The sequence below is a fragment of the Klebsiella sp. GW_Kp182 genome, assembly GCF_040062275.1.
Taxonomy (GTDB): domain Bacteria; phylum Pseudomonadota; class Gammaproteobacteria; order Enterobacterales; family Enterobacteriaceae; genus Klebsiella; species Klebsiella michiganensis.
Window position 1 is genome coordinate 1 of sequence record NZ_JBEAFQ010000015.1, and the last position, 19636, is coordinate 19636.

The following is a 19636-nucleotide window of genomic DNA, read 5'->3' on the forward strand; positions in this document are numbered from 1 at the left end:
CTATCACCGACCAAATTCGAAAAGCCTGCTCAACGAGCAGGCTTTTTTGCATCTGAAGTTTGTGAGGATGAGAACCTCCGGGGGTAGAGGTTCGACTCGAGCGGAGCGAGAGAACGTTGCGTCAGCAACGGCCCGCAGGGCGAGCCACGTAGTGGCGAGTTATCCTCTATCACCGACCAAATTCGAAAAGCCTGCTCAACGAGCAGGCTTTTTTGCATCTGTCGTCCTTACAGATGGGCAGCATCGTTTCCGGGAAATCCAGCCGTACTGCACACCGCTCCCGGGGGCGGCGCAAAGCGCCTTGCCCGGGCTACGGGTTCAGCGTTGTCTGCGGGCCGGTAGCCCGGACAGATGCGTAGCATCGCCTTCGGGAAATCCAGCCGTACTGCACACCGCTCCCGGGGGCGGCGCTTAACGCGCCTTGCCCGGGCTACAGGTTCACCGCCGTCTGTGGGCCGGTAGCCCGGACAGATGCGCAGCATCGCCTCCGGGAAATGCTGCCGTACTGCACACCGCTCCCGGGGGCGGCGCAAAGCGCCTTGCCCGGGCTACGGGTTCAGCGTTGTCTACGGGCCGGTAGCCCGGACAGATGCGCCAGCATCGCCTCCGGGAAATCCAGCCGCACCGCACACCGCTCCCGGGGGCGGCGCAAAGCGCCTTGCCCGGGCTACGGGGTCAGCGTTGTCTGCGGGCCGGTAGCCCGGACAGATGCGCCAGCATCGCCTCCGGGAAATGCTGCCGTACTGCACACCGCTCCCGGGGGCGGCGCAAAGCGCCTTGCCCGGGCTACGGGTTCAGCGTTGTCTGCGGGCCGGTAGCCCGGACAGATGCGCCAGCATCGCCTCCGGGAAAATACGCTGCTTGCTAAGAGTGTAAGAAAACGCCTCCACCCTCATTTCCTGGCGCCAATTCCCTATTTTGTGACATCTTCCATTGTATTTTTTTATATATACTCCGATCTTTTTTCGCGAAGCTTATGGATAACTTCAGCATTTTCCGCTGTGCGTTTTAACGTTCACGCTATTTATCGCTCACATATTGGTCACATCGCAAGAAATTTTTACCATTTACCATAATTGCTTATCACTGGCTGCTGGAAAATATTAAGGCGTTTATTCTGTCTATTGGCCGCTAGCATAAATTTCTCTGCTGGAAATAGCGCTTTGCACTTTTTTTAATCTTTGCCCGCCAATTCTCACACCGGATGTAAAACCAGGTTGGCTGTATTGACGTTTCCCCATTCTGTTGACAGATTGTAGGGCATGAGGGGCATTTCATGGAGAATCCGTACTGCAACTCAGTCGTTTTTGTGAAAGGAATCCCCATCTCTCTCAACGCTTTCGGGCACCACCGACCGGACCGGGTATATTCTAAATAGTTCGAGCTGCGGGAAGGCGGCAAGCGTGAGAATCCCAAGGAGCATAGATGACTATGTGACCGGGGTTATCGAGCGCAGCCAACGCATCCGTAGTTCGCAATATGACGAATAAAAATAAATAAAGGTCTGGCGGATATATGCAAACAACATCACATTTGGAGCAGAATAATGAGTATTTCCTTGAAGAAATCAGGGATGCTGAAGCTTGGTCTGAGCCTGGTTGCCATGACCGTCGCAGCAAGCGTACAAGCGAAGACCCTGGTTTATTGTTCAGAAGGTTCGCCGGAAGGCTTTAACCCGCAGCTCTTCACCTCTGGTACCACCTATGACGCCAGCTCAGTGCCGATTTATAACCGCCTGGTGGAATTTAAAACCGGCACCACGGAAGTCATTCCGGGCCTGGCTGAAAAATGGGAAGTTAGCGAAGACGGGAAAACCTATACCTTCCATCTGCGTAAAGACGTGAAGTGGCAGGATAATAAAGATTTTAAACCGACCCGCACGCTGAACGCCGATGACGTTGTCTTCTCCTTCGACAGACAAAAAAATACCAATAACCCGTACCATAAAGTGTCTGGCGGCAGCTATGAATACTTTGAAGGGATGGGATTACCTGACCTGATTAGCGAAGTGAAGAAAGTGGACGATAACACAGTCCAGTTCGTGCTGACCCGTCCGGAATCGCCGTTCCTTGCCGATCTCGCCATGGACTTCGCCTCTATTCTGTCAAAAGAGTATGCCGACAACATGCTGAAAGCCGGTACGCCGGAGAAAGTGGACCTCAACCCAATCGGTACCGGCCCGTTCCAGCTGCTGCAGTACCAGAAAGACTCCCGCATTCTCTATAAAGCCTTCCCGGGCTACTGGGGCACCAAGCCGAAAATCGATCGCCTGGTCTTCTCCATTACCCCTGATGCTTCTGTGCGCTACGCTAAGCTGCAGAAAAACGAATGCCAGATTATGCCGTACCCGAACCCGGCAGATATCGCGCGCATGAAGGAAGACAAAAACATCACGCTGCTGGAACAGCCGGGCCTGAACGTCGGCTACCTCTCTTTCAACACCGAGAAGAAGCCGCTGGATGATGTCAAAGTTCGCCAGGCGCTGACCTACGCGGTCAACAAAGAAGCGATTATCAAAGCCGTTTACCAGGGCGCAGGCCAGGCCGCGAAGAACCTGATCCCGCCGACCATGTGGGGCTATAACGACGACGTTAAAGACTACACCTACGATCCAGAGAAAGCGAAAGCGCTGCTGAAAGAAGCAGGCCTGGAAAAAGGCTTCACCATCGACCTGTGGGCGATGCCGGTACAGCGTCCGTATAACCCGAACGCGCGCCGTATGGCTGAGATGATTCAGGCCGACTGGGCGAAAGTCGGCGTCCAGGCCAAGATCGTGACCTACGAGTGGGGTGAATACCTCAAGCGCGCGAAAGCGGGCGAGCATCAGACCGTCATGATGGGCTGGACCGGCGACAACGGGGATCCGGATAACTTCTTCGCCACCCTCTTCAGCTGCGCGGCGGCAAAAGACGGTTCTAACTACTCCCGCTGGTGCTACAAGCCGTTTGAAGACCTGATTCAGCCGGCTCGCGCCACCGATGACCACAACAAACGCATTGAGCTGTATAAGCAGGCTCAGGTCGTGATGCACGATCAGGCTCCGGCGCTGATCGTCGCCCACTCCACCGTCTATGAGCCGGTGCGTAAAGAGGTCAAAGGCTACGTGGTCGATCCATTAGGTAAACACCACTTCGATAACGTCTCTATCGAATAATAACAGCGTGTTTCCCCTCTCCCCGCCTTGGGGAGAGGGAATTGACATTTGTGAGCAATACAGACGTCCTGTCACCAGGCGGGCCGTCTCCAGAGAGAATCCGGGTTATGTTGCAGTTCATTCTCCGACGTTTGGGACTTGTCATCCCAACATTTATCGGTATTACCCTTCTCACTTTTGCCTTCGTTCATATGATCCCCGGCGACCCGGTGATGATTATGGCGGGCGAACGTGGTATTTCCCCTGAACGTCACGCGCAGCTGCTGGCCGAAATGGGCCTCGATAAACCGATGTGGCAGCAGTACGTCAACTATATTTGGGGCGTGATGCACGGCGATTTGGGCATCTCGCTGAAAAGCCGAATTCCCGTTTGGCAAGAGTTTGTGCCGCGCTTTAAGGCCACGATGGAGCTGGGCGTCTGCGCGATGATTTTTGCCGTCATCGTCGGGATCCCGGTGGGCGTGCTGGCGGCGGTTAAACGCGGCTCTATCTTCGACCACACCTCCGTGGGCCTCGCGCTGACAGGCTACTCTATGCCCATCTTCTGGTGGGGCATGATGCTGATCATGCTGGTGTCGGTACAGCTTAACCTGACGCCGGTTTCCGGGCGCATCAGCGATACCGTCTTCCTTGACGATACCCTGCCGCTGACCGGATTTATGCTGATCGATACCGCGATTTGGGGCGAGCCGGGCGATTTTATTGATGCGGTAATGCATATGATCCTGCCCGCCGTGGTGCTGGGGACGATTCCCCTGGCGGTGATCGTGCGTATGACCCGTTCATCAATGCTGGAAGTGCTGGGCGAGGATTATATCCGTACCGCGCGCGCGAAAGGCCTGACGCGGATGCGGGTGATCATCGTTCATGCGTTGCGTAACGCGATGCTGCCGGTGGTCACGGTGATCGGTCTGCAGGTCGGTACGCTGCTGGCGGGGGCCATCCTGACCGAAACCATCTTCTCCTGGCCGGGCCTTGGCCGCTGGCTGATTGACGCGCTGCAGCGCCGCGACTATCCGGTGGTGCAGGGCGGGGTGCTGCTGGTGGCGACGATGATTATTCTCGTCAACCTGCTGGTCGACCTGTTGTACGGCGTGGTGAACCCGCGTATCCGGCATAAGAAGTAAGGGGCCATCATGTCACAAATTACTGAAAATAAAGTTGTCGCCGCGCCGGTGCCAATGACCCCTCTGCAGGAGTTCTGGCACTATTTTAAAAGCAACAAAGGCGCCGTCGTGGGGCTGGCCTATGTCGTGGTTATGATTATCATCGCCGTCTTCGCCAACTTCCTCGCGCCCTATAATCCGGCGGATCAGTTCCGCGATGCGCTGCTGGCTCCGCCGTTCTGGCAGGAGGGAGGCAGCGTGAGCCACCTGCTCGGCACCGATGACGTCGGCCGCGATATCCTGTCGCGACTGATGTACGGCGCGCGCCTGTCGCTGCTGGTCGGCTGTCTGGTGGTGGTACTGTCGCTGATCCTCGGCGTGGTGCTCGGTCTTGTCTCGGGCTACTTTGGCGGCGTGGTTGACTCGGTCATTATGCGCGTTGTCGATATTATGCTGGCGCTGCCGAGCCTGCTGCTGGCGCTGGTGCTGGTGGCCATCTTCGGTCCGTCGATCGTCAATGCCTCGATAGCGCTGACCTTTGTCGCCCTGCCGCACTACGTGCGTCTGACCCGAGCGGCGGTGCTGGTAGAGGTAAACCGCGACTACGTAACCGCTTCCCGCGTGGCGGGGGCAGGCGCGATGCGTCAGATGTTCATCAACATTCTTCCTAACTGTCTTGCGCCGCTGATTGTTCAGGCGTCGCTGGGCTTCTCTAACGCCATTCTCGATATGGCCGCTCTTGGCTTCCTTGGCATGGGTGCGCAGCCGCCGACACCGGAGTGGGGCACGATGCTCTCCGACGTGCTGCAGTTCGCGCAGAGCGCCTGGTGGGTCGTCACCTTTCCGGGTGTCGCTATCCTGCTGACGGTGCTGGCATTTAACCTGATGGGTGACGGTCTGCGTGACGCGCTCGATCCCAAACTGAAGCAGTAAGAGGTTCGAGATGGCGTTATTAAATGTAGATAAACTCTCGGTGCACTTCGGCGACGAAGGGACGCCGTTCCGCGCCGTAGATCGCGTAAGCTACAGCGTAAATCAGGGCGAAGTGGTCGGTATCGTCGGCGAGTCCGGCTCGGGTAAATCGGTCAGCTCGCTGGCGATTATGGGGCTGATTGACTATCCCGGCCGGGTGATGGCTGAAAAGCTGGAGTTTAACGGTCGCGACCTGAAGCGCATTTCCGAAAAAGAGCGCCGCCAACTGGTGGGCGCGGAAGTGGCGATGATCTTCCAGGACCCGATGACCAGCCTGAATCCGTGCTATACCGTCGGTTACCAGATTATGGAAGCCATTAAGGTGCACCAGGGCGGCAACAAGAAAACCCGCGTGCAGCGGGCGATTGACCTGCTGACGCTGGTGGGGATCCCCGATCCGGCTTCGCGTCTTGACGTCTATCCGCACCAGCTTTCCGGCGGTATGAGCCAGCGCGTGATGATCGCGATGGCCATCGCCTGTCGGCCAAAGCTGCTGATTGCCGATGAGCCCACGACGGCGCTGGATGTGACCATCCAGGCGCAGATCATCGAGCTGCTGCTGGAGCTGCAGCAGAAAGAGAATATGGCGCTGATCCTGATTACCCACGATCTGGCGCTGGTGGCCGAAGCGGCGCACAAAATCATCGTCATGTACGCGGGGCAGGTGGTGGAAACCGGCGACGCGAAGGATATCTTCCGCGCGCCTCGCCACCCCTATACGCAGGCGCTGCTGCGCGCGCTGCCGGAGTTCGCTCAGGATAAAGCGCGTCTTGCCTCGCTGCCGGGCGTGGTGCCGGGCAAATACGACCGTCCGAGCGGCTGTCTGCTCAACCCGCGCTGCCCCTATGCGACCGACAAATGCCGCAGCGAAGAACCTGAGCTGAACCTGCTTAACGGCGGTCGCCAGTCGAAATGTCATTACCCACTTGATGATGCCGGGAGGCCTGGGCTATGAGTACGCATGAGGCCACCACGCAACAGCCTCTGTTGCTGGCCACCGATTTGAAAAAATACTATCCGGTGAAGAAGGGGCTCTTCACGCCGGAACGCCTGGTCAAGGCGCTGGACGGCGTCTCGTTTACCCTTGAACGCGGTAAAACGCTGGCGGTAGTGGGGGAGTCCGGCTGCGGTAAATCCACGCTCGGTCGTCTGCTGACGATGATTGAAATCCCCACCGGCGGCGAGCTCTATTACCAGGGACAGGACCTGCTTAAGCACGATCCGCAGGCGCAGAAGCTGCGCCGGCAGAAAATCCAGATTGTGTTCCAGAACCCCTACGGTTCGCTGAACCCGCGTAAAAAGGTGGGGCAGATTCTGGAAGAGCCGCTGCAGATCAACACCAGCTTGAGCAAAGAGCAGCGCCGGGAGAAGGCGCTGGCGATGATGGCCAAAGTGGGCCTGAAAACCGAGCACTACGACCGCTATCCGCATATGTTCTCCGGCGGCCAGCGTCAGCGTATCGCCATTGCCCGCGGTCTGATGCTTGACCCGGACGTGGTGATCGCCGACGAACCGGTTTCCGCGCTGGACGTTTCGGTGCGCGCGCAGGTGCTGAACCTGATGATGGATTTACAGCAGGATCTGGGGCTTTCTTACGTCTTTATCTCCCACGATCTGTCGGTCGTGGAGCATATCGCTGATGAAGTGATGGTGATGTATTTAGGCCGCTGCGTGGAGAAAGGGACGAAAGATCAAATCTTCAACAACCCGCAGCATCCGTACACGCAGGCGCTGCTGTCGGCAACGCCGCGTCTGAATCCGGATGACCGCCGCGAGCGCATCAAGCTCACCGGCGAGCTGCCGAGCCCGCTGAATCCGCCGCCGGGCTGCGCGTTTAACGCCCGCTGCCGTCGCCGTTTCGGCCCGTGCACCCAGCTTCAGCCGCAGCTGAAGGACTACGGCGGCCAGCTGGTAGCCTGCTTTGCGGTCGACCAGGATCAGAACGGCGAGAAGCCCCTGAGCTGATTCAGGCAATCGATAATCAAAGCCGAAGCCTGTGCTTCGGCTTTTTTTTAACCATAACTCAGCACTGTTGGAACAACCGACAACGAACAATACTGGCATTTTACGCCACAACTATTGCTATCCCGGGAGTCCGGGATAACTACATGAATGTATTTTACTTTATCTTGATTGTTTCTTTAGCCGGAGCAAATTAACAGCAAAAGCGATGCATAAAACTGTTCCTTGTTGTTCGGTCAACGCTTTATATTCCTGGTTTTTGGCTAACATCCTGAGCTATTTATTTTGGACGGGAACAATATTTTATTATTTTAATTAAGCGCGGTAAGTGATTTCTAAACGCCTTAAAAAATATTAAAATGTATTCTCTTTAGCCTTCCCCTGGCGTGTATTACGCCGTTTTTTAAAATTCAGACAGTATAAAAAACTACGATCTGCTAATAGCCTGGCAGGCTGCGGGGGGATTGACGGCGCAGCCGCCCAAAAAATGGGGCTATCATTTTGAAAAAGAACTGTTAGTGTAACCGCACTACCACTATGGAATTACACCAGCCTGACCTATCCAAAATAATCAAAACGCGACTAAAGTTAGCGTATTGTGACGGCCGTAACGCCGGGTAAATGCCCAAAAAACAACAAATTAAACTACGCTTTAGTGGCGTGGGATGACAATTAAAACAGATTAAATATGACGTATTTAAATCATGAGGTTATCTATGAACCATTATGATGATTTGCAGCGCTTCAAGGAAAAGACGCGGACACACAGTCTAAAATTCAAGGACCTTTCATCAGAAGCCGCCGCCGGTGAAAAAGGGGATTGGGTTATTCTCAATCAACTTATTCCGGCGGAGGAAGCGTCTTCTTTGGCCATGGGTGGGTCAGTTTCCTTACCTCTGCCGCAGCGGGTTCCTGCCGATATGTTTCACAAGGTGGAGCCTGCGGTCGTTCAGGCTCCCCCGGCGCCCTCTTTGGCTGCACCGTCCCTGATTATCCCGCCCTCCGCGCCGCAGCCCGCCCCCCTGACGGACATTGCTGCTGCGGTGGCCGTAGAGCCTGCGCTGCCGCAAAGCCTGGCAGCGGCTACGCCCGCTTCCCAGCCGGCGGCTTCTCAGGCTGCTGCGCAGCCGGTACCGGTCAGCGTCCCTGCTCCGGCAGTCAGGCCTCGTCCGGCGGCCGCGCCGACGACGGAGGGTTTTGCCCATCTTTTTGCGGCCAAAACCGCGGAGCCGGTAGCAAAAGATAAAGATCAGTCACTGAAATCACTCCTGGAGAGGATTGCGACATGCCGTTGATCTGCGTGTGTTCACCGAAAGGCGGCGTAGGAAAAACGACCCTGGCGGCAAATCTGGCCTGGGCGCTGGCCCGCGCAGGCAGTAAAGTTCTGGCCCTCGATTTTGATGTGCAAAACGCCCTGCGCCTGCATTTTGGCGTCCCCCTCAGCGACGAGCGCGGCTATGTCGCGAAAGCGCTGGAGCTCCATGACTGGAGCCAGTGCGTATTAAGCGCCGGCAGCAATATTTTCGTCTTGCCCTACGGCGACGTGAGCGACGCGCAGCGGCAGGCCTTCGATGAACGCCTGAGCCATGACGAGCATTTCCTGACCCGCGGCCTGGCGGCATTACTCAATTATCCGGGACTGATTACTATTGCCGACCTGCCGCCGGGCCCTTCGCCCGCGCTAAAGGCGCTCACTTCGCTTGCCGATATGCATCTGGTACCGCTGCTGGCGGATACCGCCTCGACGTCCGCGCTGGCGCACGTGGAAAAGCAGCGTCTGACCGGGGGCGAACTCAACCATAAACTCGGACACTATTTTGTGATCAACCAGAGCGATAACCGTCGCCAGGTCAGTCGCGATGTTACGGCGTTAATGGAAGAAAAGCTGGGCGATCGTCTGCTGGGCATCATCCATCGTGATGAAAGCGTGGTGGAAGCGAATGCTTCCCAGAAGTCGATCCTGGACTTTAACTCCTCCTCCGCAGCCGCCTTTGATATTGAAATTATTGCCAAAAAAATCTCTGCGCAGTTGGGTATCAATATTGGTGACGGCAAGGTGCATAGCCAGCCTCGCAGGTCAGGGCTTTAATTTAATTGCAGGGCTGCTGAATGAAAAAGACGCTTTTCTGGTTGCTGGTACTGGTACTTTCGCCCATTGCCGTGCTGGTGGTGATCACGCCGATGGACAGCCAAAAGCAGTATATTTTTGGCCTGCTGAGCATCGGTATTCTCTTTGTGATGGGGTTCAGTAAAAACCGCAGCGTTTCCGTCATCATGGTGGTGACATCGCTGCTGATGTCGACCCGTTATATGTATTTCCGTTTAACGCAGACCCTGCATTTTAACTCCACCATCGAAGCGATTCTGGGGATGGGGCTGTTTCTGGCGGAAGTCTATATCTGGGTGATGCTGCTGCTTAACTACCTGCAAACGGTCTGGCCGCTAAAGCGTGAAATTGTCCCGCTGCCGGATGATATGAGCAAATGGCCGACGGTGGATATCTATATTCCCAGCTATAACGAACCGCTTGAGGTGGTGCGTGATACGGTGCTGGCTGCGCAGTGTATTGATTATCCAAAAGATAAATTAAAAATCTATTTGCTGGATGACGGTAAGCGCAATGAATTCGCGGTATTCGCCGCCGACGTTGGGGTTGGGTATATCACCCGTAACGATAACAAACACGCCAAAGCGGGCAACCTCAACCACGCGATGACGTTGACCCACGGCGAGCTTATCTGCGTTTTTGATTGCGATCACGTGGCAACCCGCGTCTTTTTGCAGGCGACGGTGGGCGGATTCCTCAACGATCCGATGCTGGCGCTGGTGCAGACGCCGCACTACTTCTATTCTCCGGACCCCTTTGAGCGCAACCTCTCCGTGGGCCGCAATATTCCTAACGAAGGGATGCTGTTTTATGGCCCGATTCAGCAGGGGAACGACAACTGGAACGCGACCTTTTTCTGCGGTTCCTGCGCCGTCATTCGCCGCGCCGCGCTGGAGCAGATCGGCGGCTTTGCGGTAGAGACCGTGACCGAAGATGCCCATACCGCGCTGAAGTTCCAGCGCCTGGGCTGGAAGTCGGCGTTTCTTGATATACCTCTGGCGGCCGGCTTAGCCACCGAACGTCTGGTGGTGCACGTGATTCAGCGTACCCGCTGGGCGCGCGGGATGACGCAAATATTCCGTCTGGATAACCCGCTACTGGGCCGTGGGCTGACGTTCCAGCAGCGCCTGTGCTATCTCAGCGCCATGCTCTATTATCAGTTCGCCCTGCCGCGGGTGGTCTTTGTCACCGCACCGCTGGCCTACCTGCTGTTCAACCTGAATATCATCTACTCCTCGGCCAGCCTGATTGTCTCCTACGCGCTGCCGCATCTGTTCCTCGCGATCTATGTCGGCTCGCGCATGAACGGCCGCTATCGTTACAGCTTCTGGGGCGAAATTTACGATATCGTGCTGGCGTTCCACCTGGTGCTGCCGACGCTGGTGACCATGATTTTCCCCAAACGCGGGAAATTCAACGTGACCGATAAAGGCGGCCTGCTGGACGTGGGCTACTTCGACTTTACCGTCGTCAGACCGCACCTGGTCGTCGCCTGTCTGCTGGGCCTGGGGGTGGTGGTCGGTATCGTCCGCGCCATCGGTCACGACTACTTTGGCTCAGACCCGAACGTTATCGCGCTGAACGTCGGCTGGGGGATTTACAGCCTGATCTTCCTGCTGGCCGCCATTGCCGTGGCGCGCGAAACCCGTCAGGTGCGAAAAACGATTCGTATTGATGTCGATATTCCGGTGCTGATCCACTACACCAGCGGCATTGTCTCCCGCAGCCACACCGCGGACCTGTCCATGGGCGGCTGCCGCGTAAGCGCGCCGGATAAGCGTCACCTGCAGGATGAAATCGAAGAGATTGAGCTGATTCTCCAGTCCGGCGCGATTTCGATCCCGGTGCGCCAGGTCACCGCTGACGACCAGTTTATTCGTCTGCAATTTGATGAAAATATTCAGCTCTCCCGCCGCCGCGAGCTGGTGCGCGTGGTGCTGGCCCGCGCCGATGCGTGGATTAACCCGCCGCGCCCGCAGGACAACCCGTTCCGCTCTTTTGCCACCATTTTGCGCTGCGTATTCGAACTGTTCTGGCTGACGTGGAAGACGCGCCGTAGCCAGCGTCGTCAGCCGCCTGCGGTGAATCCAGCGCAGGAGGATGGCAGCCTATGAAACGTTTAACGACGCTTGCGCTGCTGGCCGGTATGCTCTCTGCGCCAGCGCTGCATAGCGAGGAAACGCCCCCGGACGCATTGCCGCCGCTTAATTTTCCGCTACCTGATGCGGGAGCCAGCGGCGCGTCGGCGCCTGCCAGCGAGTCGAATTCGCCCGCCACGACGGAGCCCGCGCCGGCAAACGTCCCTCAGCCGGCTTCGCTACCCGCGATGCCGTCGCCGGTTGCCTCTGGGGTCGCTGATACGGTGCCGCTAACGCCGATTGTCGGCGGAGACCTGAACCTCATGCAGATGGGCATGCCGGACGGCATCATCCTTAGCGGTGGACAAAACCAGGGCGGCGCCAGCTTTACGCTGCCCTCCGATCAGGTGGTCACCCACGCCCAACTGATGCTGGATGTTAAGGTCTCGCCGGAGATGGCGTCCCGCAACGCCACGCTGCAGTTAATGCTCAACGGCCAGCCGCTCGGCACGCTACCGCTGGGCGCGGACGGCGAGGAGATCTCGCACTATCAGCTGGATATCCCGGCGGCGCTGATGGTCTCCAGCAACAACCTGAGCTTTAAGATTAACGACGGCGATGCAATGCAGTGCCGGCTCGATATTCACGACACCTCGCGGGTGACCATTTTGCCCGCCTCCCACTTTAGCTGGGAGAGCCAGCAGCTTAATATCAGCAACGATTTAGGCCATTTCCCGCGCCCGTTTTTCGACAGTATGCAGATGACGCCGGCGGATATCGCTATCGCGTATCCGGAGAAACCAACGGCGGATATTTTCAGCGCTGCGGCGCTGGTGTCGTCATGGCTGGGTATTCAGGCCGATTATCGCGGTATCGCTTTTGACGCGCTGCGCGATCGCCTGCCCGAGAAGCACGGTATTATCATCGGCCACCCTGGCGATCGGGTGGGCGGCCTGACGCTACCGCAAACCGACAAGCCGCTGCTGCGGATCGTTGAGAACCCCGGCAATCCGGCCTATAAGCTGCTGCTCATCGTCGGCCAGAACGACGCGGCGCTGCGGATGGCCGCCTGGCGCCTGACCCGCGGCGATTTCGCCCCGCAGACGGCCAGCATGGATGTTGATCCGCAGACGATAGCCGTCAGCAAGCCGTACGACGCCCCGCGCTGGATCGCCACCGATCGGCCGGTAAAAATCAGCGAGCTGATCCGCCAGGATCAAAGTATGACCGTCAGCGGCGTATGGCATGAACCGCTACGCGTGGCCTTCCGCGCCGCGCCGGACCTCTACCTGTGGGATGGCGAAACCATTCCCCTGCAGATCGGCTACCGTTTCCCGTCGGAGAGCTGGATTAACGAGGATAAGTCGCTGTTGAGCGTGACGCTCAACAACACCTTCCTCAACAACCTGCCGATGAATAAACAGGGTCCGCTGGAGAAGCTCTGGCGTCACCTGGGCGGCGACGCGCGTCAGGAGCGTTTCACTATCCCGCTGGCGCCGTATCTGATTTACGGCGATAACCAGCTCTCGCTCTATTTCAATCTGGTGCCGAAGGACAGCGCGCCCTGTTCGGTTCTGCTGAACAGCACGATTAAAAGCCGCATCACCGACGACTCGTGGATCGATTTGAGCGGTACGCGGCACTTCTCGCTGTTGCCGAATCTTTCCTATTTTGTCGGCGCGTCGTTCCCGTTCTCCCGGTTGGCGGATTATTCGCAAACCACGCTGCTGCTGCCGGAACAGCCTTCGGAAACGCAGGTCGCGACGATGCTGAATCTGGCCGCCCGTTCGGGTAATTCGACCGGTAAAGCGCTGGCCAATAACCGCGTGATGCTGGGCGTTCCTGACGACGGCGCGAATGCGCTGTTCCTGCGCGCTCGCGATGTCCTGGCGGTGAGCGCCCTCGATCAGAAAGCGTTTAATCAGCGCCTGCTGGCCGATTCTCCCTATCAACCGGTCGATAACCTGCTGAGCGTACGTGAACCGGCGCTATGGACAAAAATTCAGCGCAGGCTGAGCGGCGACTGGGCCTCCGACGGCGTGGATGCCGATCGCTATTTCTCTTCCAGCAGCGCCTGGCGCGGGTTTATTAGCTATCGCTCGCCGTGGAACCCGCAGCGGGTGGTCGTGGTGGCGATGGCCAGCAGCGACGATCAGCTGGCGAAACTGGAAGACGATCTTAATTCACCGCGCATCAATGCCGGTATTCGCGGCGATACGGCGGTGATTACCAGCGATAACGGCGTGCGTAGTTTCCAGGTCAGTACGCCGTTCCCCAGCGGCCAGATGCCGTGGTACATGATGGCGGTGTGGTATGCCAACCAGCACTCCGGCCTGCTGGCGGTGCTGGGGTTAATCGCCACGTCCATTCTGGGTCTGGCGCTGACCGCCATGTTCAAACGTCATGCCCGCAAGCGCCTGGAGTCGGGAGATAGCCAATGAAAAGAGCCGGTAAAATGAATACGAAGGCGGCCCGTCAATTTTCCACGCTGTGCCTGTCCGGCGCGCTGACGCTTGGCGCCTTCGGCGAGGCGCAGGCGGCGGGTAACGATGCGGCGCTGCAGGCGCTGTTTGCGCAGGCCAACTACTGGCACGAAAAATCGCACGACGAGCTGGCGATGGAATCGCTGCAAAAAGTGTTATCGGTGGATGCCAACAACGCTCAGGCGCTGTACCTGATGGCGCTGTGGGCGCAGCAGGGGGGCAACCTGCAGGCCGCGGCCCAGTGGCGGGCGCGACTGGAGAAAGCGGCGCCCAACAGTCCCGGCTTGCAGGATCTGGATAGCGCCAAAAAAATGGCGCAGGTCCCGCAGGGGCAGCTCAATCTGGCCAGACAGCAGGCGCGCAGCGGCAACGTGCCCGCCGCGCTGGCGACCTGGCGGAGTATGTTCAACGGCAGCGTTCCGCCTTCCGGACTGGCGGCGGAATACTACATGATGATGGCCAGCGACAAATCGCTCTATCCGCAGGCGTTGAGCGAACTGCGTCAGTACGTCGCTCAGCATCCGCAGGAAAACGGGCCGCGCGTGGCCCTGGGCAAGGCGCTGACCTGGCGCGAAGAGACCCGCCGGGAAGGGATCGCCATGCTGGAGCCGATGGCCAGCGGCAGCAAAGAAGCCGATGCGGGACTGCGTCAGGCGCTGCTGTGGATGGGGCCGCAGCCGGGAGATGAGCCGTTTTACGACACCTGGATGCAGCGCCACCCACAGGATAGCGAAGTGCAGAACTACTTCCGCGAACGGCGCAGCGGCCAGGCGCGCGGTCAGGGTTACGCTGACCTGAACAGCGGCAATACCGCCGCGGCGAAGCAGCAGTTTGAACAGGTCCTGCAAACCAATCCGCAGGATGCTGACGCGCTTGCCGGGATGGGCTATATCGCCCAGCGCAGCGGCGATTTTCAGGCGGCCTCTCAGTATTTGGGCCGGGCGGCGGATCTCGGCGGCGAGGGCTCTGAAACCCGGCGTCAGCAGGCAGGGGATGCGCTGTTTTACGGCCAGCTTGCTCAGGCGCAGCAGGCCTATAAGCAAGGCAACATTAGCCAGGCGCTGGCGCTCTCCGCGCCGCTGGCGCAGCAGAGCGGGACGCAGGGCTCGGCGGCGAAGCTGTTCCGCGCCGACGTTCTGCGCCACAACAAAGACCTGCCCCAGGCCGAACAAACGCTGCGGGCGCTGCTCAACGAGCAGCCGCAAAATGGCCCCGCCCGGGAGAATCTCTATTACGTTCTGCGTGAACAGAATAAAACCGCAGAAGCCCAGTCGATGCTGCGAACGCTGCCGGAAAGCCTGCAGCAAAAGCTGCAGCCGCGCGTGGTCACCGGGACGCCGGGAGACTCCCTGCGTCGACAGGCCCAGGAGCAGGCCAGCGGCGGTAACGTGTCCGGGGCGATCGCCACGCTGCGCCAGGGCGTTTCTCGCTATCCGGACGATGCGTGGATGCGCCTCGATCTGGCCCGACTGCTGCAAAAATCCGGCAACGACGGCGAGGCGAACGCGATTATGGGCGCCGCGTATCGTTCCGGCGCCAGCAGCAGCTCGCTGTACGCCGCCGCCCTTTTCGCCAGCGAGAACGGCGGCTGGCAGCAGGCGCAAACGCTGCTGGCAAGAATTCCTCCCGCCAGCCAGACCAGCCAGATGCGCGATTTGCACCAGCGGGTGAACTACAACCTGCAGCTGGCGACGGCCGAGGGGTATCTGGCGCAGGGTAATTCCGTCGCGGCGTCCAATACGCTGAGGGCGATGGCCGCGACGCCGCCAAAAGCCCCGGCGGATGTCGGTAAACTGGCGCGCCTGCTGGCCCAGAGCGGCGATGTCACTACTGCGGTATCGCTGGTGCGTAACAATATTAACGGCGGTATCTCCGGCAACGCCGGGGATTACGCCGATCAGGTGACGGTGCTTAACCAGGCTGGCCTGACCAACGAAGCGCAGAGGCTGCTCACTAATCCGCAGCTGCAGGCAAGCAGTACGCCGACGCAGCTGGCCAGCATTCGCAACGGCTATGTGATTAACGACGCGGATCGCCTGCGTGAGCAGGGTAACTACGCGGCGGCGTATGACAAGCTGATGGGCGCCATGCAGAGCGACCCGCAAAATACCGACCTGATGTTCGCCATGGCGCGTCTCTATCAGAGCGGCAAAATGAATAAAGAGGCCGGGGTCGTCTATGACTACCTGATGACCCGCGATACGCCGACCCAGGACGCGCGCAGCGGGGCTATTGATGTCGCGCTGTCGGCGGGCGATAACGACCGGGCGGCGCAGCTGGCAGGCGGGCTGCGCCCGGATAATTCGCCGGACCGTTTGCTGCTGCTGGCGCGCGTGGCCGAATCGCAGGGCCATCATCAGCAGGCGATGACCTATCTGCGCAGCGCTCGCGGCAGGCTGCTGGGGTTACAGAGCAGCAACGGTACGCAAACGCCGACCGTGGGCGGCGTGCTGGCGGCGGATAATCCGTTCGTCGGCGTCTCGCGCACGCCGGCGGCGACGCGTACCGCCTCCAGCTACGGGCAATATATGCCGTGGCAGGTTTCACAGGTATCGACGGGCGATGGCAGCACGCTGCCGGGGATCCAGCGCACCGATCTGCCGGTCGAAACCGCGCAGACCCGGATGCTGCGCCAGGTGGATACCATGATGGAGACGTTGCAGGAAAAAACCGGCACCTGGCTGCAGGGGGGCATGGAGGTTCGCGGCCGCGATGGCGAATCCGGCACCAGTAAGCTGACCGAAATCAAAATCCCGCTGACCTGGTCCTCCTCGCCGTTCGGTGATTCGCGTTTCGACTTTACCGTGACGCCGATTACGTTGAACGCAGGGACGGCAACCGGGGACGCCTGGCGGCGCTATGGCGCGAATCCGCTATCAAACGCGGTCTCCAATATGATCTCCACCGCCACCAGCGAGCAGGCGGCGATTGCGGCGATGACCGCTACCGAGCGCACGACGTACTTTGCCAACAATCCGGGGGCGGAGACCTTGAGCGGTCTCGGCACGCTGAATGCTTCAGACTTTAACGCCACCACCAGCAGCGGCATGGAGAATCTGGCGAAGCTGGGCGCTTACGATTCCGGGCAGGTCGCCAGCTATCTGGCTTCTTCAAATCTGAAACCTAACGTTGATCGGGCCAGCGGCTCAACCGATTCGCAAAAAGCCAACGGCGTGGCGCTGGCGCTGGCGCTGAGCGGCGACGAATATCGCGTCGATATCGGCAGCACGCCGCTGGGTCAGGATCTGAATACCGTTGTGGGCGGCGTGAAGTGGTCGCCGAAGCTGACTAACTATCTGTCGCTGATTTTTACCGGCGAGCGTCGTTCGCTGACCGACAGCCTGCTCTCCTGGGTGGGGCTGAAGGATTCCTACTCCGGCAAAACCTGGGGGCAGGTGACCAAAAACGGCGGTACCCTGCAGCTCAGCTACGACGACGGCGATGCCGGTTTCTACGTCGGCGGCGGGGGCTATAGCTACCTGGGACAAAACGTCGCCAGCAATACCAGCATCAACGCCAACGCAGGGGTTTATCTGCGGCCTTACCACGATGAGTATCGTCAGCTGCAGACCGGGCTGAGTATGAGCTACATGGATTACTCGAAAAACCTGAGCTACTTCACCTACGGACAAGGGGGCTACTTCAGCCCGCAGAACTACGTCAGCGTGTCGCTGCCGGTAAGCCTGACGGAGAAATATGATAACTGGACGATGAAGCTTGGCGGTTCGGTGGGGTATCAATCTTACAGCCAGGATAAGAGCGCCTATTTCCCGACCAACGCCGAGTGGCAGCAAACGCTCGAGACCGCTGTGAGCAACGGTTTTGCCAAAGAGGCCTACTATTCAGCCACCTCGAAGAGCGGCATCGGCTATACCCTGCGCGCCGGCGCGGATTACAAAGTCAATAAACAGATGACGCTCGGCGGCCAGGTGGGCTATGACACCTTCGGCGATTACAACGAGAGCACCGCCGGCCTCTATATCCGCTACATGCTGGGAGATCGCTGATCGTGACGGACAATAATAATGCGCTGGTAATGGCCTGGTTTCAGCAGCAGCAAACCCCTGCCGGGTGGTTCGATCTGCTGCTGATTATGGTTGATGGCATGGTCAATAACGCGGGCGAGCTGGAGAGCCAGCCCTTTCTGCGGCAAATGGGCGAGGCGCTGGCCGATGAGCATCCGCTACCGGAGTCGGAAACGCTCGGTGAGCTGGAAGCCAATATGAATGCGCAGCTAAGCCGTTTTCAGTGGGGCGTAGTGAGCGTTGAGGTTAGCGATGACGGCCTGCGGTTACGCCATCAGGCGCTGCCGATGAGCCGCGATGAAGCGCGCCGCGTCCGCTGGTGTAATGCGTTTTGTGCCATACTCGAGGGGCTTTATTCCCGCTGGCTACAGGGACAGGGCGGCGCGGCGCACGTGGTGTTACAGCGCGAGCGGCTGTTTTCGGTCTCTGACGTTCAGTTTCTTTACTTCCATCCCTGAAGGGTGAATTTATGTCCTTGCGTGCTTTAGCGACAGTCGTGGTGACGACGGTGATGATGCTTCCCCACGCGTGGGCCGATACGGCGTGGGAAAGCTATAAATCGCGTTTTATGATGCCGGACGGACGCATTATTGATACCGGAAACGGCAACGTCTCCCATACCGAAGGGCAAGGTTTTGCCATGCTGTTAGCGGTGGCTAATAACGATCGCCCCGCCTTTGACAAGCTATGGCAGTGGACCGATAAAACCCTACGCAACAAAGATAACGGGTTGTTTTACTGGCGCTATAATCCGGTGGCGCCCAATCCGGTGGCGGACAAAAACGATGCCACCGATGGTGATACCCTGATTGCCTGGGCGCTGCTGCGCGCGCAGCAGCAGTGGCATGAAAAATCCTACGGCAGCGCGTCGGATGCGATAACCGCTTCGCTCCTGAAGTCTACGGTGGTCACGTTTGCCGGTCGTCAGGTGATGCTTCCGGGCGCAAAGGGATTCTATCTCAACGACCACCTGAATCTTAACCCCTCCTACTTTATCTTTCCGGCGTGGCAGGCCTTCGCCGCGCGTACGCATCTAACCGCCTGGAGAAAGCTGCAGAGCGATGGCCAGGCGCTGCTGGGAAACATGGCGTGGGGGAAATCGCAGCTTCCCAGCGACTGGGTGGCCTTAAGAGCGGACGGTAAGATGGAGCCGGCAAAAGAGTGGCCGACGCGAATGAGCTTCGATGCGATCCGTATTCCGCTGTATGTCTACTGGAGTGACTCGAAAAGCAGCCTGCTGACGCCGTGGAAAAACTGGTTCCAGCGCTATCCGCGTCCGCAGACGCCGGCGTGGATAAACGTGAATACCGATGAAGTGGCGCCGTGGTTTATGACCGGCGGGCTGCTGGCGGTACGCGATTTAACCCTTGGCGAAGCGCAGGCCGATCCGCAGATTACGCCCCAGGAAGACTATTACTCCGCCAGCCTGAAGCTGCTGGTATGGCTGGCAAATAAAGACCAGGCGTAAACTATGGAATGCGCCTCGAATAACGCAGTCGAGCCGGGTGCTGAAATCTGAAGGGCGCCGTAGAATCGTCGGCAAGCCGGGCTTGCCCGGTGAGGCGCAATGTTGCGGGGGCTTGAACCCCGGCGGCAGAGATGAATTGGTTGCTGGAAAGAGAAAACCCCCGCACGTTGTTGGTATAAACCTGGCAACGTATCGGGGGCTAACCTCGCATCTAGACCATTCGAGGATAGCCGCGAACGGTTGCCATTGCAACAAGGCGGCTGTATGACGCTCGCTCAGTT

Annotated in this window: 11 protein-coding genes, 1 other RNA gene and 1 pseudogene; all 13 read left to right on the forward strand. The window is 58.6% G+C overall.

The features are described 5' to 3' along the window. Positions 1 to 47 precede the first annotated feature (47 nt). Positions 48 to 179, forward strand: a non-coding RNA gene (locus ABLU88_RS15525) — RtT sRNA. Between the two features lie 1367 nt (positions 180 to 1546). Then, a complete protein-coding gene (gene dppA, locus ABLU88_RS15530) occupies positions 1547 to 3154 on the forward strand; it encodes a dipeptide ABC transporter periplasmic-binding protein DppA (protein WP_004855324.1) in 1608 nt (535 codons plus the stop codon). A gap of 107 nt (positions 3155 to 3261) precedes the next feature. Next, positions 3262 to 4281, forward strand: a complete 1020-nt coding sequence (gene dppB / locus ABLU88_RS15535; RefSeq protein WP_014227188.1) for a dipeptide ABC transporter permease DppB — start codon at positions 3262 to 3264, stop codon at positions 4279 to 4281. Between the two features lie 9 nt (positions 4282 to 4290). After that, positions 4291 to 5193, forward strand: coding sequence for a dipeptide ABC transporter permease DppC (gene dppC, locus ABLU88_RS15540; protein ID WP_348836980.1), 903 nt, complete (start codon positions 4291 to 4293; stop codon positions 5191 to 5193). A gap of 10 nt (positions 5194 to 5203) precedes the next feature. Continuing rightward, positions 5204 to 6187 (forward strand): dipeptide ABC transporter ATP-binding protein, encoded by a 984-nt coding sequence (dppD, locus tag ABLU88_RS15545; protein ID WP_004855320.1) that lies wholly within the window; start codon positions 5204 to 5206, stop codon positions 6185 to 6187. After that, positions 6184 to 7197: a dipeptide ABC transporter ATP-binding subunit DppF gene (gene dppF / locus ABLU88_RS15550; protein ID WP_014227185.1), complete on the forward strand. Its 1014-nt coding sequence runs from the start codon at positions 6184 to 6186 to the stop codon at positions 7195 to 7197. Before dppD ends, dppF begins: the two co-directional genes overlap by 4 nt. Positions 7198 to 7910: 713 nt before the next feature. After that, positions 7911 to 8489 carry a cellulose biosynthesis protein BcsO gene (bcsO, locus tag ABLU88_RS15555; RefSeq protein ID WP_348836983.1) on the forward strand — a complete coding sequence of 193 codons (579 nt, stop codon included), beginning with the start codon at positions 7911 to 7913 and terminating at the stop codon, positions 8487 to 8489. 1 nt (position 8490) lies between these two features. Next, positions 8491 to 9283, forward strand: a pseudogene (gene bcsQ / locus ABLU88_RS15560) (cellulose biosynthesis protein BcsQ). A gap of 20 nt (positions 9284 to 9303) precedes the next feature. Beyond that, positions 9304 to 11415, forward strand: a complete 2112-nt coding sequence (gene bcsA / locus ABLU88_RS15565) for a UDP-forming cellulose synthase catalytic subunit (RefSeq protein WP_052958990.1) — start codon at positions 9304 to 9306, stop codon at positions 11413 to 11415. Then, positions 11412 to 13820, forward strand: coding sequence for a cellulose biosynthesis cyclic di-GMP-binding regulatory protein BcsB (gene bcsB / locus ABLU88_RS15570; protein ID WP_224384555.1), 2409 nt, complete (start codon positions 11412 to 11414; stop codon positions 13818 to 13820). Before bcsA ends, bcsB begins: the two co-directional genes overlap by 4 nt. Beyond that, the gene (locus ABLU88_RS15575; RefSeq protein ID WP_348836988.1) at positions 13817 to 17869 is read left to right on the forward strand and encodes a cellulose synthase subunit BcsC-related outer membrane protein; all 4053 of its coding nucleotides are present in this window, start codon (positions 13817 to 13819) and stop codon (positions 17867 to 17869) included. The genes bcsB and ABLU88_RS15575 overlap by 4 nt, the downstream gene beginning before the upstream one ends. After that, the gene (gene bcsD / locus ABLU88_RS15580; protein WP_032751640.1) at positions 17869 to 18345 is read left to right on the forward strand and encodes a cellulose biosynthesis protein BcsD; all 477 of its coding nucleotides are present in this window, start codon (positions 17869 to 17871) and stop codon (positions 18343 to 18345) included. The genes ABLU88_RS15575 and bcsD overlap by 1 nt, the downstream gene beginning before the upstream one ends. A gap of 11 nt (positions 18346 to 18356) precedes the next feature. Next, entirely contained in the window at positions 18357 to 19355 is a 999-nt protein-coding gene (locus ABLU88_RS15585; RefSeq protein WP_348836991.1) for a glycosyl hydrolase family 8, read from the forward strand. Positions 19356 to 19636 lie beyond the last annotated feature (281 nt).

Excerpts from the sequence above, each read along its gene's own strand:
- dppA (WP_004855324.1), top strand. The coding sequence starts at position 1,547 with ATGAGTATTTCCTTGAAGAAATCAGGGATGCTGAAGCTTGGTCTGAGC.
- dppB (WP_014227188.1), top strand. The coding sequence starts at position 3,262 with ATGTTGCAGTTCATTCTCCGACGTTTGGGACTTGTCATCCCAACATTT.
- dppC (WP_348836980.1), top strand. The coding sequence starts at position 4,291 with ATGTCACAAATTACTGAAAATAAAGTTGTCGCCGCGCCGGTGCCAATG.
- dppD (WP_004855320.1), top strand. The coding sequence starts at position 5,204 with ATGGCGTTATTAAATGTAGATAAACTCTCGGTGCACTTCGGCGACGAA.
- dppF (WP_014227185.1), top strand. The coding sequence starts at position 6,184 with ATGAGTACGCATGAGGCCACCACGCAACAGCCTCTGTTGCTGGCCACC.
- bcsO (WP_348836983.1), top strand. The coding sequence starts at position 7,911 with ATGAACCATTATGATGATTTGCAGCGCTTCAAGGAAAAGACGCGGACA.
- bcsA (WP_052958990.1), top strand. The coding sequence starts at position 9,304 with ATGAAAAAGACGCTTTTCTGGTTGCTGGTACTGGTACTTTCGCCCATT.
- bcsB (WP_224384555.1), top strand. The coding sequence starts at position 11,412 with ATGAAACGTTTAACGACGCTTGCGCTGCTGGCCGGTATGCTCTCTGCG.
- ABLU88_RS15575 (WP_348836988.1), top strand. The coding sequence starts at position 13,817 with ATGAAAAGAGCCGGTAAAATGAATACGAAGGCGGCCCGTCAATTTTCC.
- ABLU88_RS15585 (WP_348836991.1), top strand. The coding sequence starts at position 18,357 with ATGTCCTTGCGTGCTTTAGCGACAGTCGTGGTGACGACGGTGATGATG.